The sequence below is a fragment of the Ruegeria sp. D7 genome (assembly GCF_056534355.1).
The window spans coordinates 38,463-59,397 of sequence record NZ_JBQFPG010000008.1 but is presented as its reverse complement, the minus strand read 5'-3'; the positions used below and the strand labels follow the sequence as shown (position 1 = coordinate 59,397).

At 57.3% G+C, this 20,935-nt stretch carries 20 protein-coding genes; 13 read left to right on the top strand and 7 right to left on the bottom strand.

What is annotated here, in order from left to right; all coding sequences use genetic code 11:
- Positions 1 to 18 precede the first annotated feature (18 nt).
- Positions 19 to 2,019, top strand: coding sequence for a hypothetical protein (locus ACRZ9U_RS12705; RefSeq protein ID WP_170405064.1), 2,001 nt, complete (start codon positions 19 to 21; stop codon positions 2,017 to 2,019).
- A 1-nt stretch (position 2,020) separates the two neighbouring features.
- Here ACRZ9U_RS12705 and ACRZ9U_RS12700 read toward each other — a convergent pair whose 3' ends face one another.
- Complete coding sequence (locus tag ACRZ9U_RS12700) at positions 2,021 to 2,323, bottom strand: DUF6476 family protein (protein ID WP_170405068.1); 303 nt, start codon at positions 2,321 to 2,323, stop codon at positions 2,021 to 2,023.
- Between ACRZ9U_RS12700 and ACRZ9U_RS12695 the strand changes: the two genes are divergently transcribed.
- Positions 2,322 to 3,356: an RluA family pseudouridine synthase gene (locus ACRZ9U_RS12695; RefSeq protein ID WP_170405071.1), complete on the top strand. Its 1,035-nt coding sequence runs from the start codon at positions 2,322 to 2,324 to the stop codon at positions 3,354 to 3,356. The genes ACRZ9U_RS12700 and ACRZ9U_RS12695 overlap by 2 nt on opposite strands.
- A gap of 147 nt (positions 3,357 to 3,503) precedes the next feature.
- Positions 3,504 to 4,400, top strand: coding sequence for an RNA polymerase sigma factor RpoH (gene rpoH / locus ACRZ9U_RS12690; protein ID WP_170393423.1), 897 nt, complete (start codon positions 3,504 to 3,506; stop codon positions 4,398 to 4,400).
- Between the two features lie 46 nt (positions 4,401 to 4,446).
- On the opposite strand, the gene ACRZ9U_RS12685 is transcribed toward rpoH, so the two are convergent.
- Positions 4,447 to 5,514, bottom strand: coding sequence for a fasciclin domain-containing protein (locus ACRZ9U_RS12685; RefSeq protein ID WP_480901990.1), 1,068 nt, complete (start codon positions 5,512 to 5,514; stop codon positions 4,447 to 4,449).
- A gap of 339 nt (positions 5,515 to 5,853) precedes the next feature.
- Here ACRZ9U_RS12685 and ACRZ9U_RS12680 point away from each other — a divergent pair, with 339 nt between their 5' ends.
- The 3 genes from ACRZ9U_RS12680 to ACRZ9U_RS12670 are packed head-to-tail and all read left to right on the top strand — an operon-like array spanning position 5,854 to position 8,063.
- Complete coding sequence (locus ACRZ9U_RS12680) at positions 5,854 to 6,828, top strand: Gfo/Idh/MocA family protein (RefSeq protein ID WP_170405077.1); 975 nt, start codon at positions 5,854 to 5,856, stop codon at positions 6,826 to 6,828.
- Positions 6,829 to 6,884: 56 nt separating this feature from the next.
- Positions 6,885 to 7,154: a DksA/TraR family C4-type zinc finger protein gene (locus ACRZ9U_RS12675; RefSeq protein WP_170405080.1), complete on the top strand. Its 270-nt coding sequence runs from the start codon at positions 6,885 to 6,887 to the stop codon at positions 7,152 to 7,154.
- A gap of 15 nt (positions 7,155 to 7,169) precedes the next feature.
- The gene (locus ACRZ9U_RS12670; protein WP_170393415.1) at positions 7,170 to 8,063 is read left to right on the top strand and encodes a DMT family transporter; all 894 of its coding nucleotides are present in this window, start codon (positions 7,170 to 7,172) and stop codon (positions 8,061 to 8,063) included.
- 27 nt (positions 8,064 to 8,090) lie between these two features.
- Here the strand turns inward: ACRZ9U_RS12670 and ACRZ9U_RS12665 are convergent, their stop codons facing one another.
- The 3 genes from ACRZ9U_RS12665 to ACRZ9U_RS12655 form a co-directional block, all read right to left on the bottom strand.
- Positions 8,091 to 9,911: a M3 family oligoendopeptidase gene (locus ACRZ9U_RS12665; RefSeq protein ID WP_170405083.1), complete on the bottom strand. Its 1,821-nt coding sequence runs from the start codon at positions 9,909 to 9,911 to the stop codon at positions 8,091 to 8,093.
- Positions 9,912 to 9,990: 79 nt separating this feature from the next.
- A complete protein-coding gene (locus ACRZ9U_RS12660) occupies positions 9,991 to 10,962 on the bottom strand; it encodes an alpha/beta hydrolase (RefSeq protein ID WP_170405086.1) in 972 nt (323 codons plus the stop codon).
- Positions 10,962 to 11,252, bottom strand: a complete 291-nt coding sequence (locus ACRZ9U_RS12655) for an SCP2 sterol-binding domain-containing protein (protein WP_170393409.1) — start codon at positions 11,250 to 11,252, stop codon at positions 10,962 to 10,964. The genes ACRZ9U_RS12660 and ACRZ9U_RS12655 overlap by 1 nt, the downstream gene beginning before the upstream one ends.
- Positions 11,253 to 11,282: 30 nt before the next feature.
- On the opposite strand from ACRZ9U_RS12655, the gene ACRZ9U_RS12650 reads away from it, so the two are divergent.
- The 6 genes from ACRZ9U_RS12650 (at position 11,283) to ACRZ9U_RS12625 (ending at position 17,187) form a co-directional block, all read left to right on the top strand.
- Complete coding sequence (locus tag ACRZ9U_RS12650; protein WP_170405089.1) at positions 11,283 to 11,891, top strand: tetratricopeptide repeat protein; 609 nt, start codon at positions 11,283 to 11,285, stop codon at positions 11,889 to 11,891.
- A gap of 23 nt (positions 11,892 to 11,914) precedes the next feature.
- A complete protein-coding gene (locus ACRZ9U_RS12645; RefSeq protein WP_170735254.1) occupies positions 11,915 to 14,731 on the top strand; it encodes a helicase-related protein in 2,817 nt (938 codons plus the stop codon).
- Positions 14,732 to 14,737: 6 nt separating this feature from the next.
- Positions 14,738 to 15,103, top strand: a complete 366-nt coding sequence (locus ACRZ9U_RS12640) for an RNA-binding S4 domain-containing protein (protein WP_170393403.1) — start codon at positions 14,738 to 14,740, stop codon at positions 15,101 to 15,103.
- A 65-nt stretch (positions 15,104 to 15,168) separates the two neighbouring features.
- Complete coding sequence (gene fdxA / locus ACRZ9U_RS12635) at positions 15,169 to 15,507, top strand: ferredoxin FdxA (protein WP_010439399.1); 339 nt, start codon at positions 15,169 to 15,171, stop codon at positions 15,505 to 15,507.
- Between the two features lie 284 nt (positions 15,508 to 15,791).
- Positions 15,792 to 16,301, top strand: coding sequence for a CarD family transcriptional regulator (locus ACRZ9U_RS12630; protein WP_010439402.1), 510 nt, complete (start codon positions 15,792 to 15,794; stop codon positions 16,299 to 16,301).
- A gap of 124 nt (positions 16,302 to 16,425) precedes the next feature.
- Positions 16,426 to 17,187, top strand: coding sequence for an ion channel (locus ACRZ9U_RS12625; RefSeq protein WP_170406404.1), 762 nt, complete (start codon positions 16,426 to 16,428; stop codon positions 17,185 to 17,187).
- On the opposite strand, the gene cobS is transcribed toward ACRZ9U_RS12625, so the two are convergent.
- Positions 17,184 to 17,948: an adenosylcobinamide-GDP ribazoletransferase gene (gene cobS, locus ACRZ9U_RS12620; protein ID WP_170405095.1), complete on the bottom strand. Its 765-nt coding sequence runs from the start codon at positions 17,946 to 17,948 to the stop codon at positions 17,184 to 17,186. The genes ACRZ9U_RS12625 and cobS overlap by 4 nt on opposite strands.
- Positions 17,949 to 18,027: 79 nt before the next feature.
- Here cobS and cobT point away from each other — a divergent pair, with 79 nt between their 5' ends.
- On the top strand, positions 18,028 to 19,038 hold the full coding sequence (cobT, locus tag ACRZ9U_RS12615) for a nicotinate-nucleotide--dimethylbenzimidazole phosphoribosyltransferase (protein WP_170405098.1): 1,011 nt from the start codon (positions 18,028 to 18,030) through the stop codon (positions 19,036 to 19,038).
- On the opposite strand, the gene ACRZ9U_RS12610 is transcribed toward cobT, so the two are convergent.
- Positions 19,035 to 20,918: a monovalent cation:proton antiporter-2 (CPA2) family protein gene (locus ACRZ9U_RS12610; protein ID WP_170393396.1), complete on the bottom strand. Its 1,884-nt coding sequence runs from the start codon at positions 20,916 to 20,918 to the stop codon at positions 19,035 to 19,037. The genes cobT and ACRZ9U_RS12610 overlap by 4 nt on opposite strands.
- Positions 20,919 to 20,935: the final 17 nt, after the last annotated feature.

Below are 20,935 nucleotides of genomic sequence, written 5' to 3'. Positions count from 1 at the left end.
GACCACCCGGATCGCGCAATGATCCAAACGCGTGGCGTTTTCATTGGTCAGCGTACGGATTGTTTGGGCGCGCGCCTGCTGATGATCCTGACCTGTTTCCGTCTGGCCGAAGACTTTGGGACAGACTACCGGGTGAACTGGTTCCCGCAAGGCGCCGATGCGCCGGAGTTGGATCATCCCGAGGAGTTATTCACCAAAGACTGGATGGATGCGCATTTCCTTGATCAGGCAGAGTTCGACACGATAAGCGCGACCGCTCTGCCAATTTGGGCCTTCCAACACGATCCATCGCCCGAGCGGCTGATCGACCATTTGGCGTCTGGCCGTTCGGTTCTGGTCGAAGAAGCGAGCGAGATATTGGTCTTCCCGTGGGAAGATATCGAAACCATCCGTCCCCGCTATCGCGATTTCATACATAGCGTTGGATTTGTGGATGAGGTTCGTCAGATCATGGATCGCGCGGATCGGAAGCTCTCGGGGCAGGGGGTTTCGGCTTACCACATTCGGCGCGGAGAAATCCTGAACGGATTACCATGGAAGCATTCGATCTGGCCCGCCAAGATCGAACCTGACGAGTTTTACGAGGCCCATCTGGAGAAATCCAAAGGCCAGACGGTGATCATGTTTTCGGATCAGCCAGAGGTGATAGACCGTTTCAAGCAACGGTTTCCGGAGCTCATGCAGATGTCGGATATCGCTGATCTGTCGGCTCTGACCCGGGCGCAGCGGGACTTTCTTGAGCTTTTTGCGATGTCACGGGCGGATCAGGTGATCGCGCCACACATATCTGGCTTTTCGATGGCTGCAGCCCGGATTTCGGGGCAGCAGCGTAAAGTGTTCCGCGATGTATTGTCCAAGGATGAGATGCAGGCGGCCAATGCGCGGTTCATCGAACGGGTTGCGAAGGGGCCATCGGCCTTTCTGAATCCCTCAGAGGCGGCGCATATCTATTCAAAGGCGGTGCAATATCTGTCAGCGCAGGATCGCTGCGAAGAGGCGTATGATAATGCGAAACCTATTCTGGACGCCGGGGCCGACAACGCCTTTATGCCACTTCTGCAATCCCTGAACTGTTTTTACCTGTCGAAGTGGCAGGAAAGCGAGGCACTTGCCAAAGAGGGATTGCAGAACCCGCGTCTCTGGCCCGAAGACTATTCTGTTTTGTGCGCCTTGCGTGGCGCTGTTCTCGGCATGCAAGGCAAGCGTGATGCGGCGACACACCATTTTGCAAAAGCGTTCTGGTCCAAGTCGTTACGACCGGATATTGTGGTTCTGGGGTCCAGAATGCTCTACCGTGCTCAACTCGCGCTTAGGCTGATGCCGCCTGTGGACTGGTCATTGCAAAAGGTCGTTCGGCAACGCCGGTTTGCACCGTTCAATAACCTGTATCTGGTTCAGCGTAAGGTTGTCGTCAGGCGTCCTTGCAACTTCGATTTCATACTCTTGGATTGGGCCGAGTTGGCGCTGGATCAACGCGCAAGTCGTATCTTTGATCACCAACAAAGATTGGAAGCGCTTTCTACCTCACTCGATGAGATTCACGACGTACCAGCAGACGACCCGCGATTGTTGGGCGCGAGGGTGATACTACAGAGGCATCTGGGGGAATTGTCGGGGGCCCACGCCATTGATAAAACCCGCCAGATCGTAGCTGAAGTGCCGGAAAGTGCCTTGTACCAAAAGCGGCTGTCCGAACTTTTCGAAGCAGAAGGCGATACCGTAGCTGCCCATCGAGCGATGTCAGAGGCGCTGGCTTGTGACCCGGAAAGCCCGTTTCTCATGTTCGCCATGGGTCGCTTGCTTGAGCGGACGGGCAAGATCGGGCAGGGCGAGAAGCTTATTCTGAAAGCTGCCGATCTTGATGACGTGACCGTCGTTATTCAGGGCATGGCGGGCCAGATACACATGCGGCGCGGGAACAAGAACAAGGCAAGCCCCTATCTTGAGAAAGCGCGCGACCTGTATCCGCCCCACAAGCGGTTTACCAATCAACTGAATCGACTTTCGGGTCAGGCGTAAACTAGTTCAGCGTAACCTCTTGGCGCAGTTTTCCGGTCGTCCTGTCGAAGATCAGAATGCGATTATCGTCGGTCACGATCGCATACCAGTTGTTGCCTATAGTCACGGCCTGGGCCTTTGCACCATCCGGCAGGTCTATCTGATCCGGCAGAGTCGGAGTTCGGTCCGATAGGCGGATGACAATCAAGGCGAATGTCACTAGAACCCCGCCAATCATTACCGCGGTCAACAGCATGACCATGCGCCGCAGCAGTCGAAGCTGCGGTGTTTCCTGCGGTTCCTGAGGTTCGGAAGGGACAGTCATGGGCACCCGCCTGATAGAGTTTCATATCGCGGCCGCTCCGCCGCCCCGCCTTGATAAGGCGCTTGCGCGGGATGTGCCAGCGGAAGAGAACCTGTCGCGCACCCGGCTGGCCCGACTGATCAATGAGGGTGCCGTCACCGTTGATGGCGTCGCCGTAGAAGACCCCAAAGCTAAGATAACCGAAGGCGCGCAGATTGGGATCACCGTGGCCGAAGCCGAAGGTAGTCATATCGGCGCTGAGGATATCCCACTTGAAGTCGTCTATGAGGACGACGATCTGATCGTGATCAACAAACCAGCAGGGATGGTCGTGCATCCGGCGCCGGGCTCGCCGAACGGTACGCTAGTCAATGCGCTGCTGCATCATTGCGGGGATGATCTCTCGGGTGTTGGGGGCGTCAAGCGCCCGGGCATCGTGCACCGGATCGACAAGGAAACCAGCGGGTTGCTGGTTGTGGCGAAATCGGATGCGGCGCATCACGGGCTGGCTGCCCAGTTCGAGGCGCATAGCGTCGAGCGCTACTATCGCGCGATCTGCTATGGTGTGCCGGATGCCAATGACCCTCGGTTGCGTGGGATCAAGGGTGTTAGCTTTGAGCCGGGCAACATCATGCGTCTGACGACACAGCTGGCACGGCACAAGACCGATCGACAAAAGCAGGCTGTGTTGTTTCACGGTGGGCGCCATGCGGTAACGCGCGCACGGATTGTCGAGGTTTTTGGAACGCCGGGCAGCCTCTCTCTGATCGAATGCTGGCTTGAGACGGGCCGAACGCATCAAATCCGTGTCCATATGGCCCATGCCGGCCACGGGCTTGTCGGAGACCCGGTTTACGGCGGAAAGCGCAAACTGGCCGCGCGGGCATTCACGCCCGAAACCGCCGAGGCGGTGCAGGCTTTCCCCCGCCAAGCTCTGCACGCAGCAGTGTTAGGCTTCGAACACCCGGTTTCGGGCCAGGCATTACGTTTTGAAGCCCCGCTGCCGCAGGATATGGCGGACCTGCTGGAAAATCTCAGAAAACCACTGAAATAAACTGCAAAGGCTTGTGAAAAAGGCCTTTTCAGCTTTCCTTTACATAGGGTTAATCTCAGACTGTTAACAGATCCTCTTGAATGTATCGGGTCTGGTACCCATATCCCATGTTAAGGGCTTAAACATTTGTCCAAGGGGCAGAAATAAATGGCAAATTACTCAAATCTTCCAGCGCCGACACCCGAGGGTGGGCTGAACCGCTATATGCAGGAGATTCGCAAGTTTCCTCTGCTGGAGCCGGAGGAAGAATATATGCTGGCCAAGCGCTGGGTCGAGGAACAGGATACCGAGGCCGCGCATAAAATGGTCACGTCTCATCTGCGCTTGGCGGCCAAGATCGCCATGGGATATCGCGGCTATGGCTTGCCGCAGGCCGAGGTGATTTCCGAAGCCAATGTGGGCCTGATGCAGGCGGTCAAGAAATTTGACCCCGAAAAAGGCTTCCGGCTGGCGACCTATGCCATGTGGTGGATCCGCGCCTCGATCCAGGAATACGTCCTTCGGTCGTGGTCGATGGTGAAACTGGGTACAACATCGGCGCAGAAAAAGCTGTTCTTCAATCTGCGTAAAGCAAAGGCACGCATTGGCGCGCTGGAAGAGGGTGATCTGCGTCCTGAAAATGTGGCCAAGATTGCAGAAGACCTCGGAGTGACCGAGGAAGAAGTGATCAGCATGAACCGTCGGATGTCCGGTGGCGATGCTTCGCTGAACGCGACCGTGGGGTCCGAAGGCGAAGGCACCATGCAGTGGCAGGATTGGCTGGAAGATGAAGATGCCGATCAGGCTGGCGACTACGAAGCGCGCGATGAATTGGAAGCCCGGCGCGAATTGCTCGCTGCTGCGCTGGATGTTCTGAATGATCGCGAGAAAGACATCCTGACTCAGCGCCGTCTGATGGACCAGGCTGTTACGCTGGAAGAGCTGAGCACGCAGTACAATGTCAGCCGTGAACGTATTCGTCAGATCGAAGTGCGCGCGTTCGAGAAGCTGCAAAAGAAGATGCGAGAGCTTGCGCGCGAAAAAGGTATGCTGGGTTCAAACTGACCCCAGACTGATATCAGCCCGCCATATGAGCGGGCTGATTTTTTTGTTATGCGAAAATGAAATCGGACTCGGACAGGTGGCTTGCCCAGACGCCTGACAGATAGATGCTGTCTCCGTCGTCCAACTCGATCTTGGTCCCGAAGAACTTACCGTCGATATCGTCTTCGATGTCCTCAAAGCTGTTGATGCCATCGTATTCGGACAGGTCGATCTTGTCCTTGCCGACGCGGAAATCGACAATCCAGTCGTGACCGTCGCCTTCATCGAATACAAACGTATCCTTACCGCGCCCACCAAAGAGTTTGTCATTGCCTTCGCCGCCGTCGATGATGTCTTTCCCACGACCTCCGAAGATTTTGTCATGGCCTTCATCGCCACGCAGAATATCCTTTCCGCGCCCCCCGAAGATTATGTCGTTCCCGGCACCGCCAAGCGCCACATCATTGCCCGAGCCGGTGTTGATCACGTCATTGCCACCATCACCGTGAACAAAGTCTTTGCCGCGTCCGGTAAAGATGAATTCATCGCTGCTGTCACCCAGGATAAAGTCCGTGTTCTTTTTGCCCAGAATGCCCGACACCGAGACGGGTAGAAGTACGCCGTCAAGTACGTGAATGATACCGTTTGACGCATCCACGTCGAACGCGATCAAGCCGGGATCGTCGATGCCCGGATCGGCATCGCCCAGGCTGGGAGGATCGCTTTCAAGGTTCAGTTCGACTGACGGCCCAAGCAGAGTTTGGATTTCAGCCCCGTCGCCTAGACCGACCACTGTGGTGCTGTCGAACTCACCATCGACCACGTGATACTTCAAAATGTTGGTTAGCAAAGGGATAGGGTCTCCGCCGCCAAGCAGGGTGAGCGCCTTGATGATGTGGCCCAATGCTCCAGCCTCGTCATCCCCTTGATACCCAAGTGTTTGTGCCAGAGCAATAAAGGCGGCGTCATTTGGGGCAAAGACGGTCAGTTCTGCCTCAGGATTGTCCAGCGTTTCCGCCAGCCCGGCTGCAATCACCGCTTCGCGGAGAATGTCGAAATCCTGATTGTCGCTGTCAAACGTTCCGGGATCACCGCTTTTTAGCACTGTTCCTGTAATCGTATGTGTTGCTGGCATTTCAGTAAGCCTCCCACCCTGTTTGCCGTTGCTCCGGATGTTGCCAGAGCACCATCCGAGCATGATTCAGTCGATGTTTGAGCTACGGCGGCAGTATCAGACTGGATCAACAAAACTGATTTGCGAGGGCAGGTTTGACGCTGATCGATTTTAGATTATCGATATAAAGTATAAGGTTATCGGGGTCTTTTAATCTCATCAAAAAATTTATTGAGGCGTATGATTTTCAAATAGATAGAGATAGGACTGACTTATTGGCAGGTGGTTGATAGACAGATCAGGAACTGAATTACATTGAGCTCGCCGTGGGCGGGTTACATCAATTTTTAGGGGGCGCGCATGCATAAACCGGTCAATTGGGGTGTTCTGGGTGCAGCCAGATTCGCACGACAACACATGGCGCCCGCCATCCATGCGGCAGAGGGCGCGCGGCTGGCGGGGTTGGCGACCTCGGATACGGCCAAGGCCGAGCCCTTTGCTAGATATTGCCCTGATTTGAATGTCTACAACAGCTATGAGGCATTGCTAGCCGATCCTGAGATTGAGGCGGTGTACATCCCGCTGCCCAACCATCTTCACGTCGAATGGAGCCTGAAGGCGCTGGATTCGGGCAAGCATGTGCTGTGCGAAAAGCCGATGACCATGCGGGCCGATGAGTTTGACGCGCTGATCGCAAAGAGGGACCAGACGGGTTTACTGGCTGCCGAAGCATATATGATCGTGCATCACCCTCAGTGGCTTCTGACCCATAAACTGATCGCGGACGGAGCGATCGGCCGGCTGGTCCATGTCACCGGGGCGTTCAGCTATGACAACCGGGCGGACACGGGCAACATCCGCAACCGTGCGGAAACCGGTGGGGGCGGGCTGCGTGACATCGGGGTGTATGTTATCGGCAGCGCTCGGTTTGCGACTGGGCAAGAGCCGGTCTCGGTCAGCGGTGCGATCCGGTGGGAAAATGACGTGGATGTCTTCACCGAAATACGCGCGCAGTTTCCCGAATTTACCTATTCCGCCTACGTCTCGACACGCATGCATCCACATCAGGAAATGGTGTTTCACGGAGAAGGTGGCATGATCCGTCTAACCGCTCCGTTCAATGCCCGTGTGTTCGGCGAGGCGCGGGTTGAACTGCACCGACCGGGCCTTGAAGTTCTGGTGCCCCGGTTTCCTGCGGACAACCACTATCAATTGCAGGTCGAAGCGTTCTGCCGATCGGTTCGCGAAGGGGTTGAATATCCCTGTTCGTTGGAATTCGTGAGGGGCACACAAGAGTTTATCGATCAGGTCTTTGACGCCGCCGTTTCGCTCTAGCTTGCCACCCCTGTGGTGTCTCGCGTATCCTGTCCCGACCGGATCAGGAGGGCTAAATGGCGGGCGGCTGGGCGCGCGATGGCGCGGTGAGTGAACAGATCGAAGCTTCGATTTCAGATGAACTGGCGCGGATGCAGGCACAAAAGCGACCTGTGGGCGAAAGCCTTACCCATTGTGCTGAATGCGAAGAACCGATCCCCGAAAAACGCCGCCTTGCTCTGCGCGGCGTAAAGCTGTGCCTGGATTGCCAGCAAGAGCGTGACAGCAGCTTCAAATCTCGCGGCGGGATCAATCGGCGGGGTTCGAAAGACAGTCAGTTGAAATAACGCGAGGAGCACCCGGTGAAGGATCAGCCGCAGAGATCAGTACTGCAAAACGGGTTGGTTCTTGGGTTCCTAGCCGCGTTTCTATGGGGCACGCACAGCGTTATCGTGCGATATTTGACTAGTGATCTCGGCGGGTTACAGATTGCCGTGTCTCGCCTGTTCATTGCTGCTTTTGCGATTTACTGCATGTTGCGGGTGATGGGCGCACGGGTTTCAATCCAGTACAGGGATTGGAACTTCCGGCTGGCGGTGTTGTCGACGGTGGTGAACTATATCCTGTTCCACATAGGTTTGGAACATACAGGTGCTGCTAATGCGATGGTGCTTGAGAATACCGCGCCGTTCTTCGTGTTGATATTTCTGTATTTCTTCGCGGATACCACCGTTGGCCGGACTGATGTATTGGCAACCCTGCTGGCGATCCTCGGTGTGTTTCTAACCGTCTATCGGGATTTTCAAGGAGGGGGAGAACCCCTGCTGGGCGATCTGATGGAAATCGGGGCGGGACTTAGCTGGGCGGTGTTCCTGATTTCCAGCAGCCGCGCGATGCAGTCATCGGAGACCACTGCCGAAAGGTTGAACTTCCTGTTTGGCATCTTTTTGTGTTCGGGCGTTTTGCTGGTGCCACTGGCGGCTTTTTCTATTCAGATGCCGACCGCAAACGACGTGATCTTCTTGATCCTTCTGGGCGTTTTGCCGACCGCGCTTGCCTATTATCTTTGGTACGAGGCCGCCGCCCGCGTGTCGACTTTGACGGCGACGTTGCTATTCGCCGCCTCGGTTGTGTTTACCTTTGTCAACTCGGCACTGTTTCTGGGCGCAACGATCACACCGCTTTCGATTGTTGGCGCGGTATTGATTGTCACGGCCATTTTCGTGACGACGATGAAATCAGCCAAAGAGAAATGAGGCAGCCATACAGGCTGCCTTTCAACTTTAGCTTTCCATCGCTTCCAGTTCGTCAATAAATCCCGAGATCATCGACAGGCCTTTGTCCCAGAACTCGGGATCACTGGCGTCCAGTCCGAACGGGGCCAGAAGCTCTTTATGGTGCTTGGAGCCACCGGCACGCAGCATTTCGAAATACTTGTCCTCGAACCCGTCCGCACCGCTTTCGTAAACCGAATAGAGCGCGTTCACCAAGCCGTCGCCAAACGCATAGGCATAGACGTAGAACGGTGAGTGGACGAAGTGCGGGATATAGGCCCAGAAGGTCTCGTACCCGTCCATGAATTCGAATGCGGGGCCAAGGCTTTCAGCCTGAACGCTCATCCAAAGGGCGTTGATGTCGTCTGGTGTCAGCTCGCCCTCACGACGGGCGGCGTGCAGTTTGCATTCGAAGTCGTAGAAGGCGATCTGGCGAACGACTGTGTTGATCATGTCCTCGACCTTACCGGCCAGAAGCACCTTGCGCTGTTCCGCTGTCTCGGCCTGATCCAGCATTTTGCGGAAGGTCAGCATTTCACCAAAGACCGAAGCAGTTTCGGCCAAGGTCAGCGGGGTCGATGAAAGCATCTCGCCCTGATCGGCGGCCAATACCTGATGCACGCCGTGGCCCAATTCATGCGCCAAGGTCATCACATCGCGCGGTTTGCCCAGATAGTTGAGCATCACGTAGGGATGAACTTCGGTCACGGTGGGATGCGCAAAGGCGCCAGGCGCTTTGCCGGGCTTCACGGCCGCATCGATCCAACCCTTCGAGAAGAAGGGAGCTGCGATCTCACCCATCCGAGGATCAAACGCGTTATAGGCGTCCATCACCGTCTTCTCGGCCTCGGACCAATCGACGATGCGGGTGTCCTCCATCGGCAACGGAGCATTACGGTCCCACACTTGCATCACGTCCAGACCAAGCCATTTGCGTTTCAGTTCGTAGTAACGATGGCTCAGCTTGGGGTAGGCGGCCACAACGGCTTCGCGCAGGGCTTCGACCACTTCGGGCTCGACATCGTTCGACAGGTGACGACCGGTCTGGGCAGATGGCATTTTGCGCCAGCGGTCAACGATTTCTTTTTCCTTGGCCTGTGTATTTTGCACGCGTGCGAAGGTTTTGATATTGCTTTGGAAAACGCTGGCCAGTTCGCGCGCGGCAGCTTCACGTTTGGCGCGATCCTGCTCGGTCAGCAGATTCAGCGTGCCTTCGATATTCAACTCTTCGCCATCAACGGTAAAGGTCAGGCCCGCAATTGTCTCGTCGAACAGGCGCTCCCATGCATCGCCGACCACGCCGAGATCGTGCAGAAATTTCTCAAGCTCGTCGGAAAGTTGATAAGGCTTCATCGCGCGGATACGGCGGAACACGGGTTCATACCGGGCCAGATCAGCATTGGCGGCGAAATGCGCGGCCAGCGCGTCGTCATCAATACGGTTCAGTTCCAGCGTGAAGAACACCAGCGGCGTAGTGAAGACGGTGATCTTCTCCTGCATGTCCGACAGGAACTTGGCGCGATCCGCGTTAGTGGTCAGTTGGTAATAGCGCAATCCGGCAAAGGACATGATCCGCCCGGCGATGGCGTTGATCTTTTCGTTGCGCAGCACGCAGGTCAGCAGGCCAGCTGCGTCCAATTCGGCCAGCTTACCCTCATAATCTGTGGCAAAGGACGCACATTCGCCTTCCAGCCAGTCCAGATCGCGGGCCAGTTCGGGTGCATCTTCCGAGGCATAGAGGTCCGTCAGATCCCATTCCGGCAAATTGCCCAGATCATCGGCACCGCCGCCTGCATTTGCATCACGGACGGGAAAGGGAAGGTCGCGCATGGAACACCTCGAATAAACTGCGTTGGCAAACATTTAGGCGCGGCGCGTCCGGATCACAAGCAAGCTGTCTGGTCAAACCTTAATGACAGGGCTCGGGTTTTGGTTTCGCCGCGGCTGCCGCGAAATGTGCAGCAAGTTGATCAAAGACCGGCCCGCGCACCTCGGGTGCCTCCATCAGAACTTCGTGTTCGCCGTTGGGAATCTCGACCAGAGTACCGCTAGGCCAGTTGGCCATACGTGCCCGAATGGCCTTGCGGTCCACGATCTGTTCATGGCTACCCAAGAAGGTCAGGGCAGGGATCTCGGGCGCGGCCTGTTCCACCAGCCAGGTGCATTCATCCAGCGCCTCGCGCAGCCAGATGGTAGACGGTGCGCCCAAAGCAAGTTCAGGGTGTGCGGCCAACTGATCCTGCATCATTCGGTACATCGCCGGATCGCGTGTCAGCACGTTTCCTTCGAAGGGCTGTGAGGCCACATAGCTCTCTAGCGTGGTGGTGGGCGGGGTTTTCTCGCCCAAGCCCAAGCGTGGCCCCCAATAGGCAGTTAGCTGGCTGAGTGGCTTCATGATTGGTGTAAAGAAAATCCCCCACATCGGGCCCGTAAAGGCGCAAGCCGCAAAATCAGCCCCCTCCAAAACGGCGCGAAGCCCGATAGCTCCGCCCATGGAATGGCCTATGACGTACCAGGGCTTGGGCAACTCCAGTTGTTCGGCCAGTTTCAGTATTGAGCGAACGTCGTGCTGGTAATCGGTGAATTGTTCGACATGACCGATCCGCGGATCATCCAGCAGGCGATCTGCAAGCCCTTGCCCGCGCCAATCGACCGCGAGACTTGCAAAGCCCCGGTTCACAAATTCCTTGGCGGTATCACCATATTTTTCGATGTATTCCGTGCGACCGGGGAAAAGCATCACCGTGCCGTGCGCATCGCCGTCGGGCAGCCAATGTGCCACGCGGATACGTTTGCCATCTTCGGTGATCAGCCAATGCGCCGCACCATCGGCAGGGCCGCCGGCCACGTCTTCGAATAAGGGGGCCGGCGAAAACTCCATCAGGCCAGCACCGAGGCGAGTTTCATGGCAATACCCATGTCTCCGTCAACGCTCAGCTTGCCGGACATGAACGCACCGGTTGGGTTCAGGTCACCGCTGAGGATCTGTTCAAAGGTGTCCGCATCGGCGCTGAGGGTCACATCAGCATCTTCGTCGCTTACCCGCGCACCGCTTGCATCCAGAATGATAGAACCCAGATCGGCAATGGCAAATTTGGCTGACGCATCGAAATCGCCGCCCGACAGTTTCTCATTCAATGCCGCCGCGGCTTTTTCCAGAATATCGCTCATGGTCTTCCTCATATTGTTCATGCGCCGTGAATGGACATCCCCGGTCGCTACGCTACACTGACCATTGTTATGGGTATTGCAATCACCAATCTCAAACGTACCGTCGCGGCACTTGCCGTCATAGTCACGTTTTCCACCAGTTGCATCGCGCAGCAGGCGGATTCGCGGGACGAGGCATCACTGTTGCAGCAACTGGCGCAATCGACGCCCGAACAGGCCATCGGATTGGATCGGCAATTGCAGGCGCTGTGGTCACAATCAGGTTCGGCTTCGGCGGATTTGCTATTGGAACGCGGACGCGAAGCGCTGGATGACGGGGATGTCGAGGCCGCGCTTGATCATTTGACGGCGCTTACCGATCACGCACCCGAATTTGCCGAGGGTTGGCATGTGCGCGCTTCGGTTTTCTTCGGCATTGACAGGTTTGGCATGGCTGCGGCGGATCTTGAACAGGCATTGACGCTGAATCCGAACAACTACGACGCTATCTACGGCCTTGGCCTCATCTTTGAGATCGTGGGCAAGCCAGAACAAGCACTTGAGGCCTATTCACGTGCGCTGGCTATACATCCCCATCATGAAGAAGTAACCAATGCCGTGAATCGGCTGAAGCCTCAGGTTGAAGGCAAGGCGCTGTAAGTCTCAGGGCGCAGGGGGCAAAGGTGAGCGGGTCATCCCGAATCGTGGCCGTACTTGGCCCGACGAACACAGGTAAAACTCACTACGCGATTGAACGTATGCTGGGGTACCGGACCGGTGTCATCGGTCTGCCGCTGCGGCTGCTCGCGCGCGAGGTCTATGACAAGATTGTCGCTATTCGCGGTCCGTCTGTTGTGGCGCTGGTGACAGGCGAGGAACGGATCGTACCGCCGCGCACGCAATACTGGGTCTGTACAGTTGAGGCGATGCCAGAAGGCATGGGCACTGATTTTGTGGCGATTGACGAAATTCAGCTTTGCGTGGATCCCGAACGCGGCCATGTCTTTACTGATCGCCTGTTGCGGTCGCGCGGCACCAATGAAACGCTGTTTCTCGGCTCTGACACAATGCGCGGCCCCATCGCGGCCCTTGTGCCCGAAGCGCAGTTCATCCGGCGTGAACGGATGTCTCAGCTGGTCTATTCCGGTTCGAAAAAGATCAGCCGAATGCCTGCGCGCAGTGCGATCGTCGGATTCTCGGTCGACAATGTCTATGCCATCGCCGAGCTGCTTCGTCGCCAAAAGGGCGGGGCGGTGGTCGTCATGGGGGCGCTCAGCCCTCGCACGCGGAATGCGCAGGTTGACCTCTATCAAAACGGTGAGGTTGATTATCTGGTGGCTACGGATGCCATCGGTATGGGGTTGAACCTGGATGTGAACCATGTGGCGTTCTCATCTCTGACCAAGTTTGATGGCCGCCGAATGCGGCCTCTGGCCCCCAACGAGTTGGCCCAGATCGCAGGACGGGCCGGGCGCGGAATGTCGGATGGCACGTTTGGTGTGACGGGCGAGGCTCCGCCGCTGGATGAGGGCGTAGCCCAAGCCATTATGGACAGCCGGTTCACGCCTATGAAAAAGTTGAATTGGCGGAATGCCGCTTTGCGGTTCGGCTCAATCGACGCACTAATCGACTCGCTTGAGGTCAGCCCAGACAATGAGCACCTGATCAAAGCGCGGCCAGCTGACGATCTGAACGTCCTGAAATCTCTGTCCCAAGTCACCGAAGTCGTTGCCCGTGCCAGCGATGGACCGTCGATCCGTTTGCTATGGGATGTGTGCAGAATCCCCGATTTTCGCGGCATCAGCCATGCCGAACATGCCAGCCTGCTTGAGGTGATCTATGGCCATCTGCATGAGCGCGGAAGTATCCCCGATGATTTCATGGCGCGGCAAATCCGCCGTATCGACCAAACCCATGGCGACATTGATGCATTGTCCAAAAGGTTGGCATATATTCGCACTTGGACATATGTTGCGCAACGAAACGGTTGGGTGCGTGACGAATCCCATTGGCGCGAGGAAACGCGCACTGTAGAAGACAGGCTGTCGGACGCTCTTCACGACCGTTTGACTCAGCGATTTGTGGACCGGCGCACGTCAGTGTTGCTGCGCCGGCTCAAACAGAAGGAGGCCCTTTTGGCCGAAGTAAATGACAAGGGTGAAGTGACCGTCGAAGGTGAATTCGTCGGTCGTCTGGAAGGGTTCCGGTTTACCCCGGACAAAAGCGCGCAGGGGACTGAAGCGAAAGCCTTGAAGTCAGCCTCTCTGCAAGCACTCGCGCCGCAATTCCATCTGCGTGCCGATCGCTTCTACAATGCGCCCGATACCGAAATTGATTTCACCGATCAGGGTGGCCTGATGTGGGGCGAGTATGCCGTGGGCAAACTTGTTGCCGGTGCCGAGCCTCTCAAGCCTGTGGTCGAGGTTTTTGTCGATGAGGCCGCCGGGCCGGACGTGGAACAGAAGGTTCAGCGCCGCCTGCAGCATTTCATCGACCGCAAAGTGGCAGCCCTGTTCGAGCCGCTGCTGAACCTGTCGCGGGATGAAGAATTGACGGGCCTGGCGAAGGGCTTTGCCTTCCGTATGGTCGAGTCGTTGGGCGTGCTGCCCCGTGTGCAGGTTGCGCAAGAGGTCAAGGATCTGGATCAGGACGCCCGTGGTGCGCTGCGCAAACATGGCATCCGGTTCGGTCAATTCACCATCTTCATGCCGCTGCTGCTGAAACCCGCGCCAACGCGCCTGCGTCTGGTACTATGGGCATTGTCCGGCGGCTTGCAGGAGTTCCCCGAAGCACCACCTCCGGGTCTGGTTACCGTTCCGGTCGCCAAGGATGCGCCGCAGGGCTATGACACCATGTGCGGCTACCGCGATGCGGGCGAACGCTCAATCCGGATCGATATGCTGGAACGGCTGGCCGACATGCTGCGGTCCGAGGATAGCCGCGGTGGGTTCGAAGCCAAACCCGACATGTTGTCGATTACCGGCATGACCTTGGAACAGTTTGCAGACCTGATGCAGGGACTGGGTTACAAGGCCGAACGCGGCGAACGTGAGAAGGCCAAGCCGGTCCCCACGGAGCAGCCTGTGGCGGAAGCCGAGGAACAACCTGTCGTCGATGAGACACCGACCGCAAATGCCGAAGCGGATGACGTCGGTATAACCGCCGAGGCGTCAGCCGAAGCCTCCGAAAGCACCGAGGCGGCAGCAGAGGTTACGGCCACTGAGAAATCAGCAGAGTCCAAATTGGATGAGCCCGAAATTGAGGTGTTCTACACCTTCACTTGGGGGCGCCAACGTCAGCAAAACCGTGGTCTGCGTCGCGAGCAGGGGCAGGGCAAGGGCAAGCCGCGTGGTAAACCTCAGGGCAAGCCGCATGGCAAGAAGGGGGGCAAGCCTCAGGGCGCCAAGACCTTCTCGTCACGGCCACCCAAAAAGGAAAAGGCAATCGATCCCGATAACCCGTTTGCGGCAGCGTTGATGGGTCTGAAGGACGGCAACTGATCCGCGATGGCCGAGGCCAAGCTGCGGATCGACAAATGGTTGTGGCAGGCGCGGTTCTTCAAGACCCGTAGCCTGGCCGCCAAACAGGTCAGCGGCGGCCATGTGCGTCTGAACGGAAATCGGGTGCTGAAACCGGCGCAAGCCGTGGCACCCGGAGATGTCCTGACCTTTCCGCAGGGGCGTATTGTTCGGGTTGTACGTATTGAAGCGCTTGGCGTGCGTCGCGGCCCGGCCCCCGAGGCGCAAGCTTTGTACTTCGATATGACCGAAAAGCAGGACGTATCGCCCAAGAATCCTGCGTTTGAGGGAAAAGGTCGTCCAACCAAGAAAGAAAGACGCGCGCTTGATCTTTCTCGCATCCCAAAGGGGTGATCTGACCTTGAAGCGGCGGTCAGACTGGATTAGCTAGTCGCCAAAGCGCAAACGGGAAATCCAACATGACCTACGTTGTCACCGAAAACTGCATTGGCTGCAAATACACCGACTGTGTCGAGGTTTGTCCGGTGGATTGTTTCTACGAAGGTGAAAACACATTGGTCATTCACCCCGACGAATGCATTGACTGCGGTGTCTGCGAACCCGAATGCCCCGCCGACGCCATCCGCCCCGATACCGAGCCGGGGATGGAGCAGTGGGTCGAGTTCAACCGGAAATACTCGGAAATGTGGCCGGTGATCGTGACCAAAAAAGACCCCTTACCCGAGGCCGAGGAACGCGACGGCGAAGAAGGCAAGATGGAGAAATATTTCTCGGAAGCCCCAGGCGAGGGCGGTTGACCGATTCGGCAGCCGGTTACCGTTCATTTGGCATCAATCTGTGCATTAATTAGTTGAGGTAGAAAGGGAATTTCCCATTTACCTCGGCGCGGTCTTTTGAGTGTCGCAAATTTGTGATATACTTAGGACCGAATGATGACTGTGATTGGGATGTGCTCCGTAAGTATGCTCGCTTTGGAGTTCTGAATTTATGACAAATAAGCCGCCTGACGGGGCCATGCAGGGCCTCGGCTGTGGTGCTTTTGTCGTCTCATATCCCGATCAGTAATGAAGGATGAATATGAATGTCGAAATCGAAAAAGCTTGAGTTCCGCCCGAACGATTATGTCGTCTACCCGGCTCATGGCGTAGGTCAGATCGTGTCAATCGAAGAGCAGGAAGTTGCGGGCTTCTCGCTTGAGCTGTTCGTGATTTCTTTTGAAAAAGACAAAATGACCCTGCGCGTGCCGACTAACAAGGTCACTGAATCGGGGCTTCGGTCGCTCAGCTCACCGGATGTGATCAGCCAGGCAATGAAGACGCTGAAGGGCAAAGCCAAGGTCAAGCGTGCCATGTGGTCGCGCCGGGCGCAGGAATACGAGCAAAAGATCAACTCGGGTGACCTGATCTCGATCGCCGAAGTGGTCCGCGACCTGCACCGCACCGACGACCAGCGCGAGCAGAGTTATTCCGAACGTCAGCTGTACGAAGCCGCGCTGGAACGTCTGACACGCGAAGTGGCCGCAGTTTCTGGCGCCGATGAGATTTCGGCTGCCAAACAGGTCGATGAGGTTCTGACCTCACGCGCAGCCTGATCGCGTTCAAGCCAATTTAAGGGTCGTCCCGATATCCGGGGCGGCCCTTTTTCGTGACTAGGCGCTTGGTCTTGTGGTGTGTGTCGGGTATTTTTCTGTAACTGCAGGAAGATACGGGGACATGATGAAGCAAACTGTCAAGTTTCTCTACATCAGCCACGAGCCGGTCTCGGTCTGGTTTCGCTATGGGCTGATCCTGTTCGATATCGCCTCGATCATCTTTTTTGTCTCCACGGCGAATATCCCGCATGGGCCTGGGCTGACGGCGGCAAGTTTGGGTGTCGGGCTGATCATCCTAATGGATTTCTGCGCGCGGATGTGGATTTCCAAAGACCGCTGGAAACTGCTGCGCCAGATTTACACGATGGCAGACATCGTTGTGATCGTGTCGCTGCTGCTTGACCCGTTCCTGACCGGCAATCTCGCGTTTCTTCGGATATTGCGCGCGTTGCGGCTGATCCATTCCTATCATCTGCTGCGGGATTTGCGCCGAGATAGTCCTTTCTTCCGAACCCACGAGGACGCGGTGATTGCGGCGATCAATCTGATGGTCTTTGTTTTTGCAACCTCGACTGCAGTACTGGTCTTTTTCGTCCCCGAAGATGCGCAGACCCCCTATATCGACGCACTTTATTTCACTATGGCGACCCTGACGACAACGGGGTTCGGAGATATCACGCTGGGCACACCAGCGGGAAAGCTGTTTTCCGTTTTCATCATGGTTGTTGGCGTGGCGTTGTTTGTCCGTCTGGCGCAGGCGATCTTCATGCCGCAGAAAGTGCGCTACAAATGCCCAAGCTGCGGCCTGTTCCGGCACGATCCGGATGCTGTGCATTGCAAACACTGTGGCGCGACGCTGCGCATTGAAACCGGTGGGGCGTCTTAGATTGAGGCTGTCAGCGCCAGGAGGAAGGTGATTTCCGAGGTCTGCTGCGTGGCCCCCAGAATATCACCGGTTTGGCCACCGATCTTGGTCTTGGCGATGCGAGCGACAAAAGCCGCTGCAAGCAGGGCGCAGAGCACCGGCGGAATAGCTGATCCGCCCAGCAGCACTAACGACAGTACGACGGCCAACCCGATGCCAGCCAGAACCGCTGACACAGGGGGCGCACCAACAGAATGGCTCAGCCCCGATTTGCGGGCATTGGGCAGCAGGCGCATCAGCGCGGGCAGCATGGCGCGTGAGAACAGGCAGGCGGCCAACACGCCCGTCAACAGACCTGCACCGATCAGCGCCATGACAGCCGCAATTCGGAGCAGTTGGGCCAGCAGCAAGGCCAGCACGCCGTAGGTGCCGATATGGCTGTCTTTCATGATCTCCAACCGACGTTCGGCTGTAAAGCCGCCCCAAAGCCCATCGACTGTATCGGCTAGCCCGTCTTCGTGCATCGCTCCGGTTGCGATGATCAACGCGGCGACCAGCAGGGCGGCGGTGGCAAGGGTTGGCAGCTGCGCCCAGATTGCAATCCAGGCGACTCCGTAAGCCAGCGCCCCCACAACAAGCCCGGCAAGGGGATAGGCCCAAGCCGCACGCGACTGGCGGGTGAACGCTTGATCGGGCAGGCGCGGTAGGGGCAGGCGCGTCAAAAGGACCAGAGCCAGCGGGATATCCCACAGGGAAAACGGGGCGGTGTCGTTTTTGGTCACTCCCAGGCCTTTCCGGGTCTTGTTGCTTTGCCAGCATTGGTTAAACACACACAACCACTCTGATGCAACGAGGCTTTCCATGCTGCCCGAACTCAATGACCTGAACAGTTTCCGCAATGCGCTGACCGGCGCACCCGGTCCGGACACCGCTGCCAAGCAGGGCGCGGAAGAGCGCAACGGTCAACTAACCAAACCGCCCGGCGCGTTGGGGCGGCTTGAGGATCTGGCGATCTGGTATGCAGGTTGGCGCGGGGATGCGCGGCCTCGGATCGATGCGCCGCAGGTCATCGTGTTTGCTGGCAACCATGGCGTAACTGCTCAAGGTGTCTCGGCGTTCCCGCCCGAAGTGACGGTGCAGATGGTCATGAATTTCGAACATGGCGGCGCGGCGATCAACCAGTTGGCAAAGGCTGCGGGCGCGAAGATGGACGTGCACGCGCTGGAGCTGGACCGTCCGACCGCAGATTTTACCCAAGCCCCCGCGATGAGCGAAGAGGAATTGCTAAGCGCACTGCGCACAGGATGGCAGTCGGTTGATCCGCAGGCCGATCTGCTGGTTGTTGGAGAGATGGGGATCGGAAATACCACGCCGGCTGCCGCCATCGCTTGCGCGCTGTTTGGCGGGGATTCTGCCGACTGGACCGGCCGCGGGACCGGTGTGGATGATGCAGGTCTGGCGAACAAAACCCGGGTTGTTGCGGAAGGCGTCGCTCTGCATGGTCAGGGCGATGGACTTCATATTCTAAGGTGTCTCGGCGGACGCGAGATTGCGGCTATGGCTGGTGCGATAGCCGCCGCGCGCGTATTGCGGATACCGGTTATTCTGGATGGATTCATCTGCACCGCAGCTGCAGCCTGTCTGGCGCAGATTTCGGAAACAGCACTGGATCACACCATCGCGGGCCACCAAAGTGCCGAGGGCGCACATGCCGCGATGCTGGACAAGCTGGGCAAAGAGCCGTTGCTGAGCCTCGGCCTGCGCCTGGGCGAAGGCTCGGGCGGAGCGTTGGCGATCAACATTCTGAAAAGCGCGGTTGCTTGTCATTCCGGCATGGCGACATTTGCTGAAGCGGGTGTGTCGGACGGTTAAGCCGACTTCTTGGCGTGTTCCTCGGCCAGTTCCAGCAGCGCGGTTTCCAGATCTTTTTCCAGTTGCCGCGCACGCTCGATGTATTTCTTGTTTTCGGCTGTCGGCATGCCGGGGATCCACAGTTCTGCAAGCTCGCGCACCGATCCCCGGTCGTGGTGATAGAAGGTCTGCTCGGCCTGTGCGGCCTCGTATTCACTGAGGCCGATATTCTCCAAAACATAGCGGCCCGCGCGTAGCGATCCGTCGAACATCTCGCGGACAATGTCGTTGGCCCCGGCCTGATAGAGTTCATAGACGTGGTTGCGGTCGCGGGCGCGGGCGATGATGTGCAGATCGGGCCGCTGGCGGCGGGCATATCCGACGAGACGGGTGACCTGTTTGTAGTCATCCATGGCCGCGACAAGGACCGCTGCCTTTTCGATTCCAGCAGCGCGCAGCAATTCGGGGCGAGTGGGGTCGCCAAGGAAGCCTTTGACACCGAACCGTCGCATCAGCTGGATCGTTTCGATATCGTGGTCCAGAACAACTGTTTTAAACCCACTTGCCTGTACCAGCCGGTTGACGATCTGCCCAAAGCGACCGATCCCGGCGATGATGACAGGGCCTTTTTCGTCAATCTGATCGGGTTCAACCTGCGGATTGCTCTCGCCGAGAAAGCGCGAAAGTACGTCGTAGACGATAAACAGAAGCGGTGTGATCAACATGGTCAGCGCAATGATCATCAACAGTTTTTGCGACAAACCCGGCGGAATCACGTTCTGCTGCGTAGAAAACGCCAACAAGACAAAGCCGAATTCACCGGCCTGGGCCAAACCCAGCGTGAACAGCCAGTGATCGCGCCCGCGCAGCTTGAAGGCGCGCCCGACGATGAACAGGATGATCCCCTTGGCCAGTATGACCAGCAAGGCCAAACCGATCAGGTCAAACGGGTCGGCGAAGAAATACCCGATATCGATCCCAGCGCCCACGGTGATGAAGAACAGGCCCAGCAACAGCCCCTTGAACGGCTCAAGGTCGCTTTCCATTTCGTGTCGGAACTCCGAACTGGCCAGAACCACTCCGGCCAGAAACGCGCCAAGAGCGGGCGACAGGCCCACAAGGGTCATCAGGAACGAGATGCCGACCACGATCATTAGCGCCAGTGCCGTATACATCTCGCGCAGGTGGGTGGCGTGGATGAAACGGAACAGTGGGCGGGTCAGGTAGATGCCAGCCAATACGACAAACGCGACGGCGCCAATGGTGACAAGCGTAACGGCCCAGCCGGGCAGACCTTCGACCAGCGAGAGTTTGGCGTGATAATCCGCGTCTTTGGCTATGCCTACGCCACGGCTGATGGAGCCGTCATCTTCGATGTGGATACTTGCGGGCAGGGCAAGCAGCGGCAGGAAAGCTAGGATCGGGATTACGGCAATGTCCTGCGTCAGCAGGACCGAGAAGGTCGCTCGACCTCCGTTGGTTTGCATCAGGCCCTTTTCGGACAGGGTCTGCAGCACGATTGCCGTTGAAGAAAGCGACAAGGTCAATCCAACCGCCAGCGCCACCGACCATTGATGACCCGCATAGAACGCCACAGCTGCGATTGCTGCGGTCGACAGGCCGACCTGCAGCCCGCCCAAGCCTAACAATTTGTCCCGCATATCCCACAAGGCACGGGGCTCAAGCTCGAGCCCGATCAGGAACAGCATCATCACGACGCCGAATTCGGCCACATGCTGCAGGCTTTCCGTCTCGGCCCCGACAAGGCCCAAAATTGGGCCAATGGCGATGCCCGCAGCTAGGTAACCAAGCACCGATCCCAGACCCAGACGGGCGGAAAGCGGCACCGCGATCACCGCAGCTGCCAGATAGATCGATGCCTGATAAAGGAACTCGTTCATTATTGTCCTCTTAAATC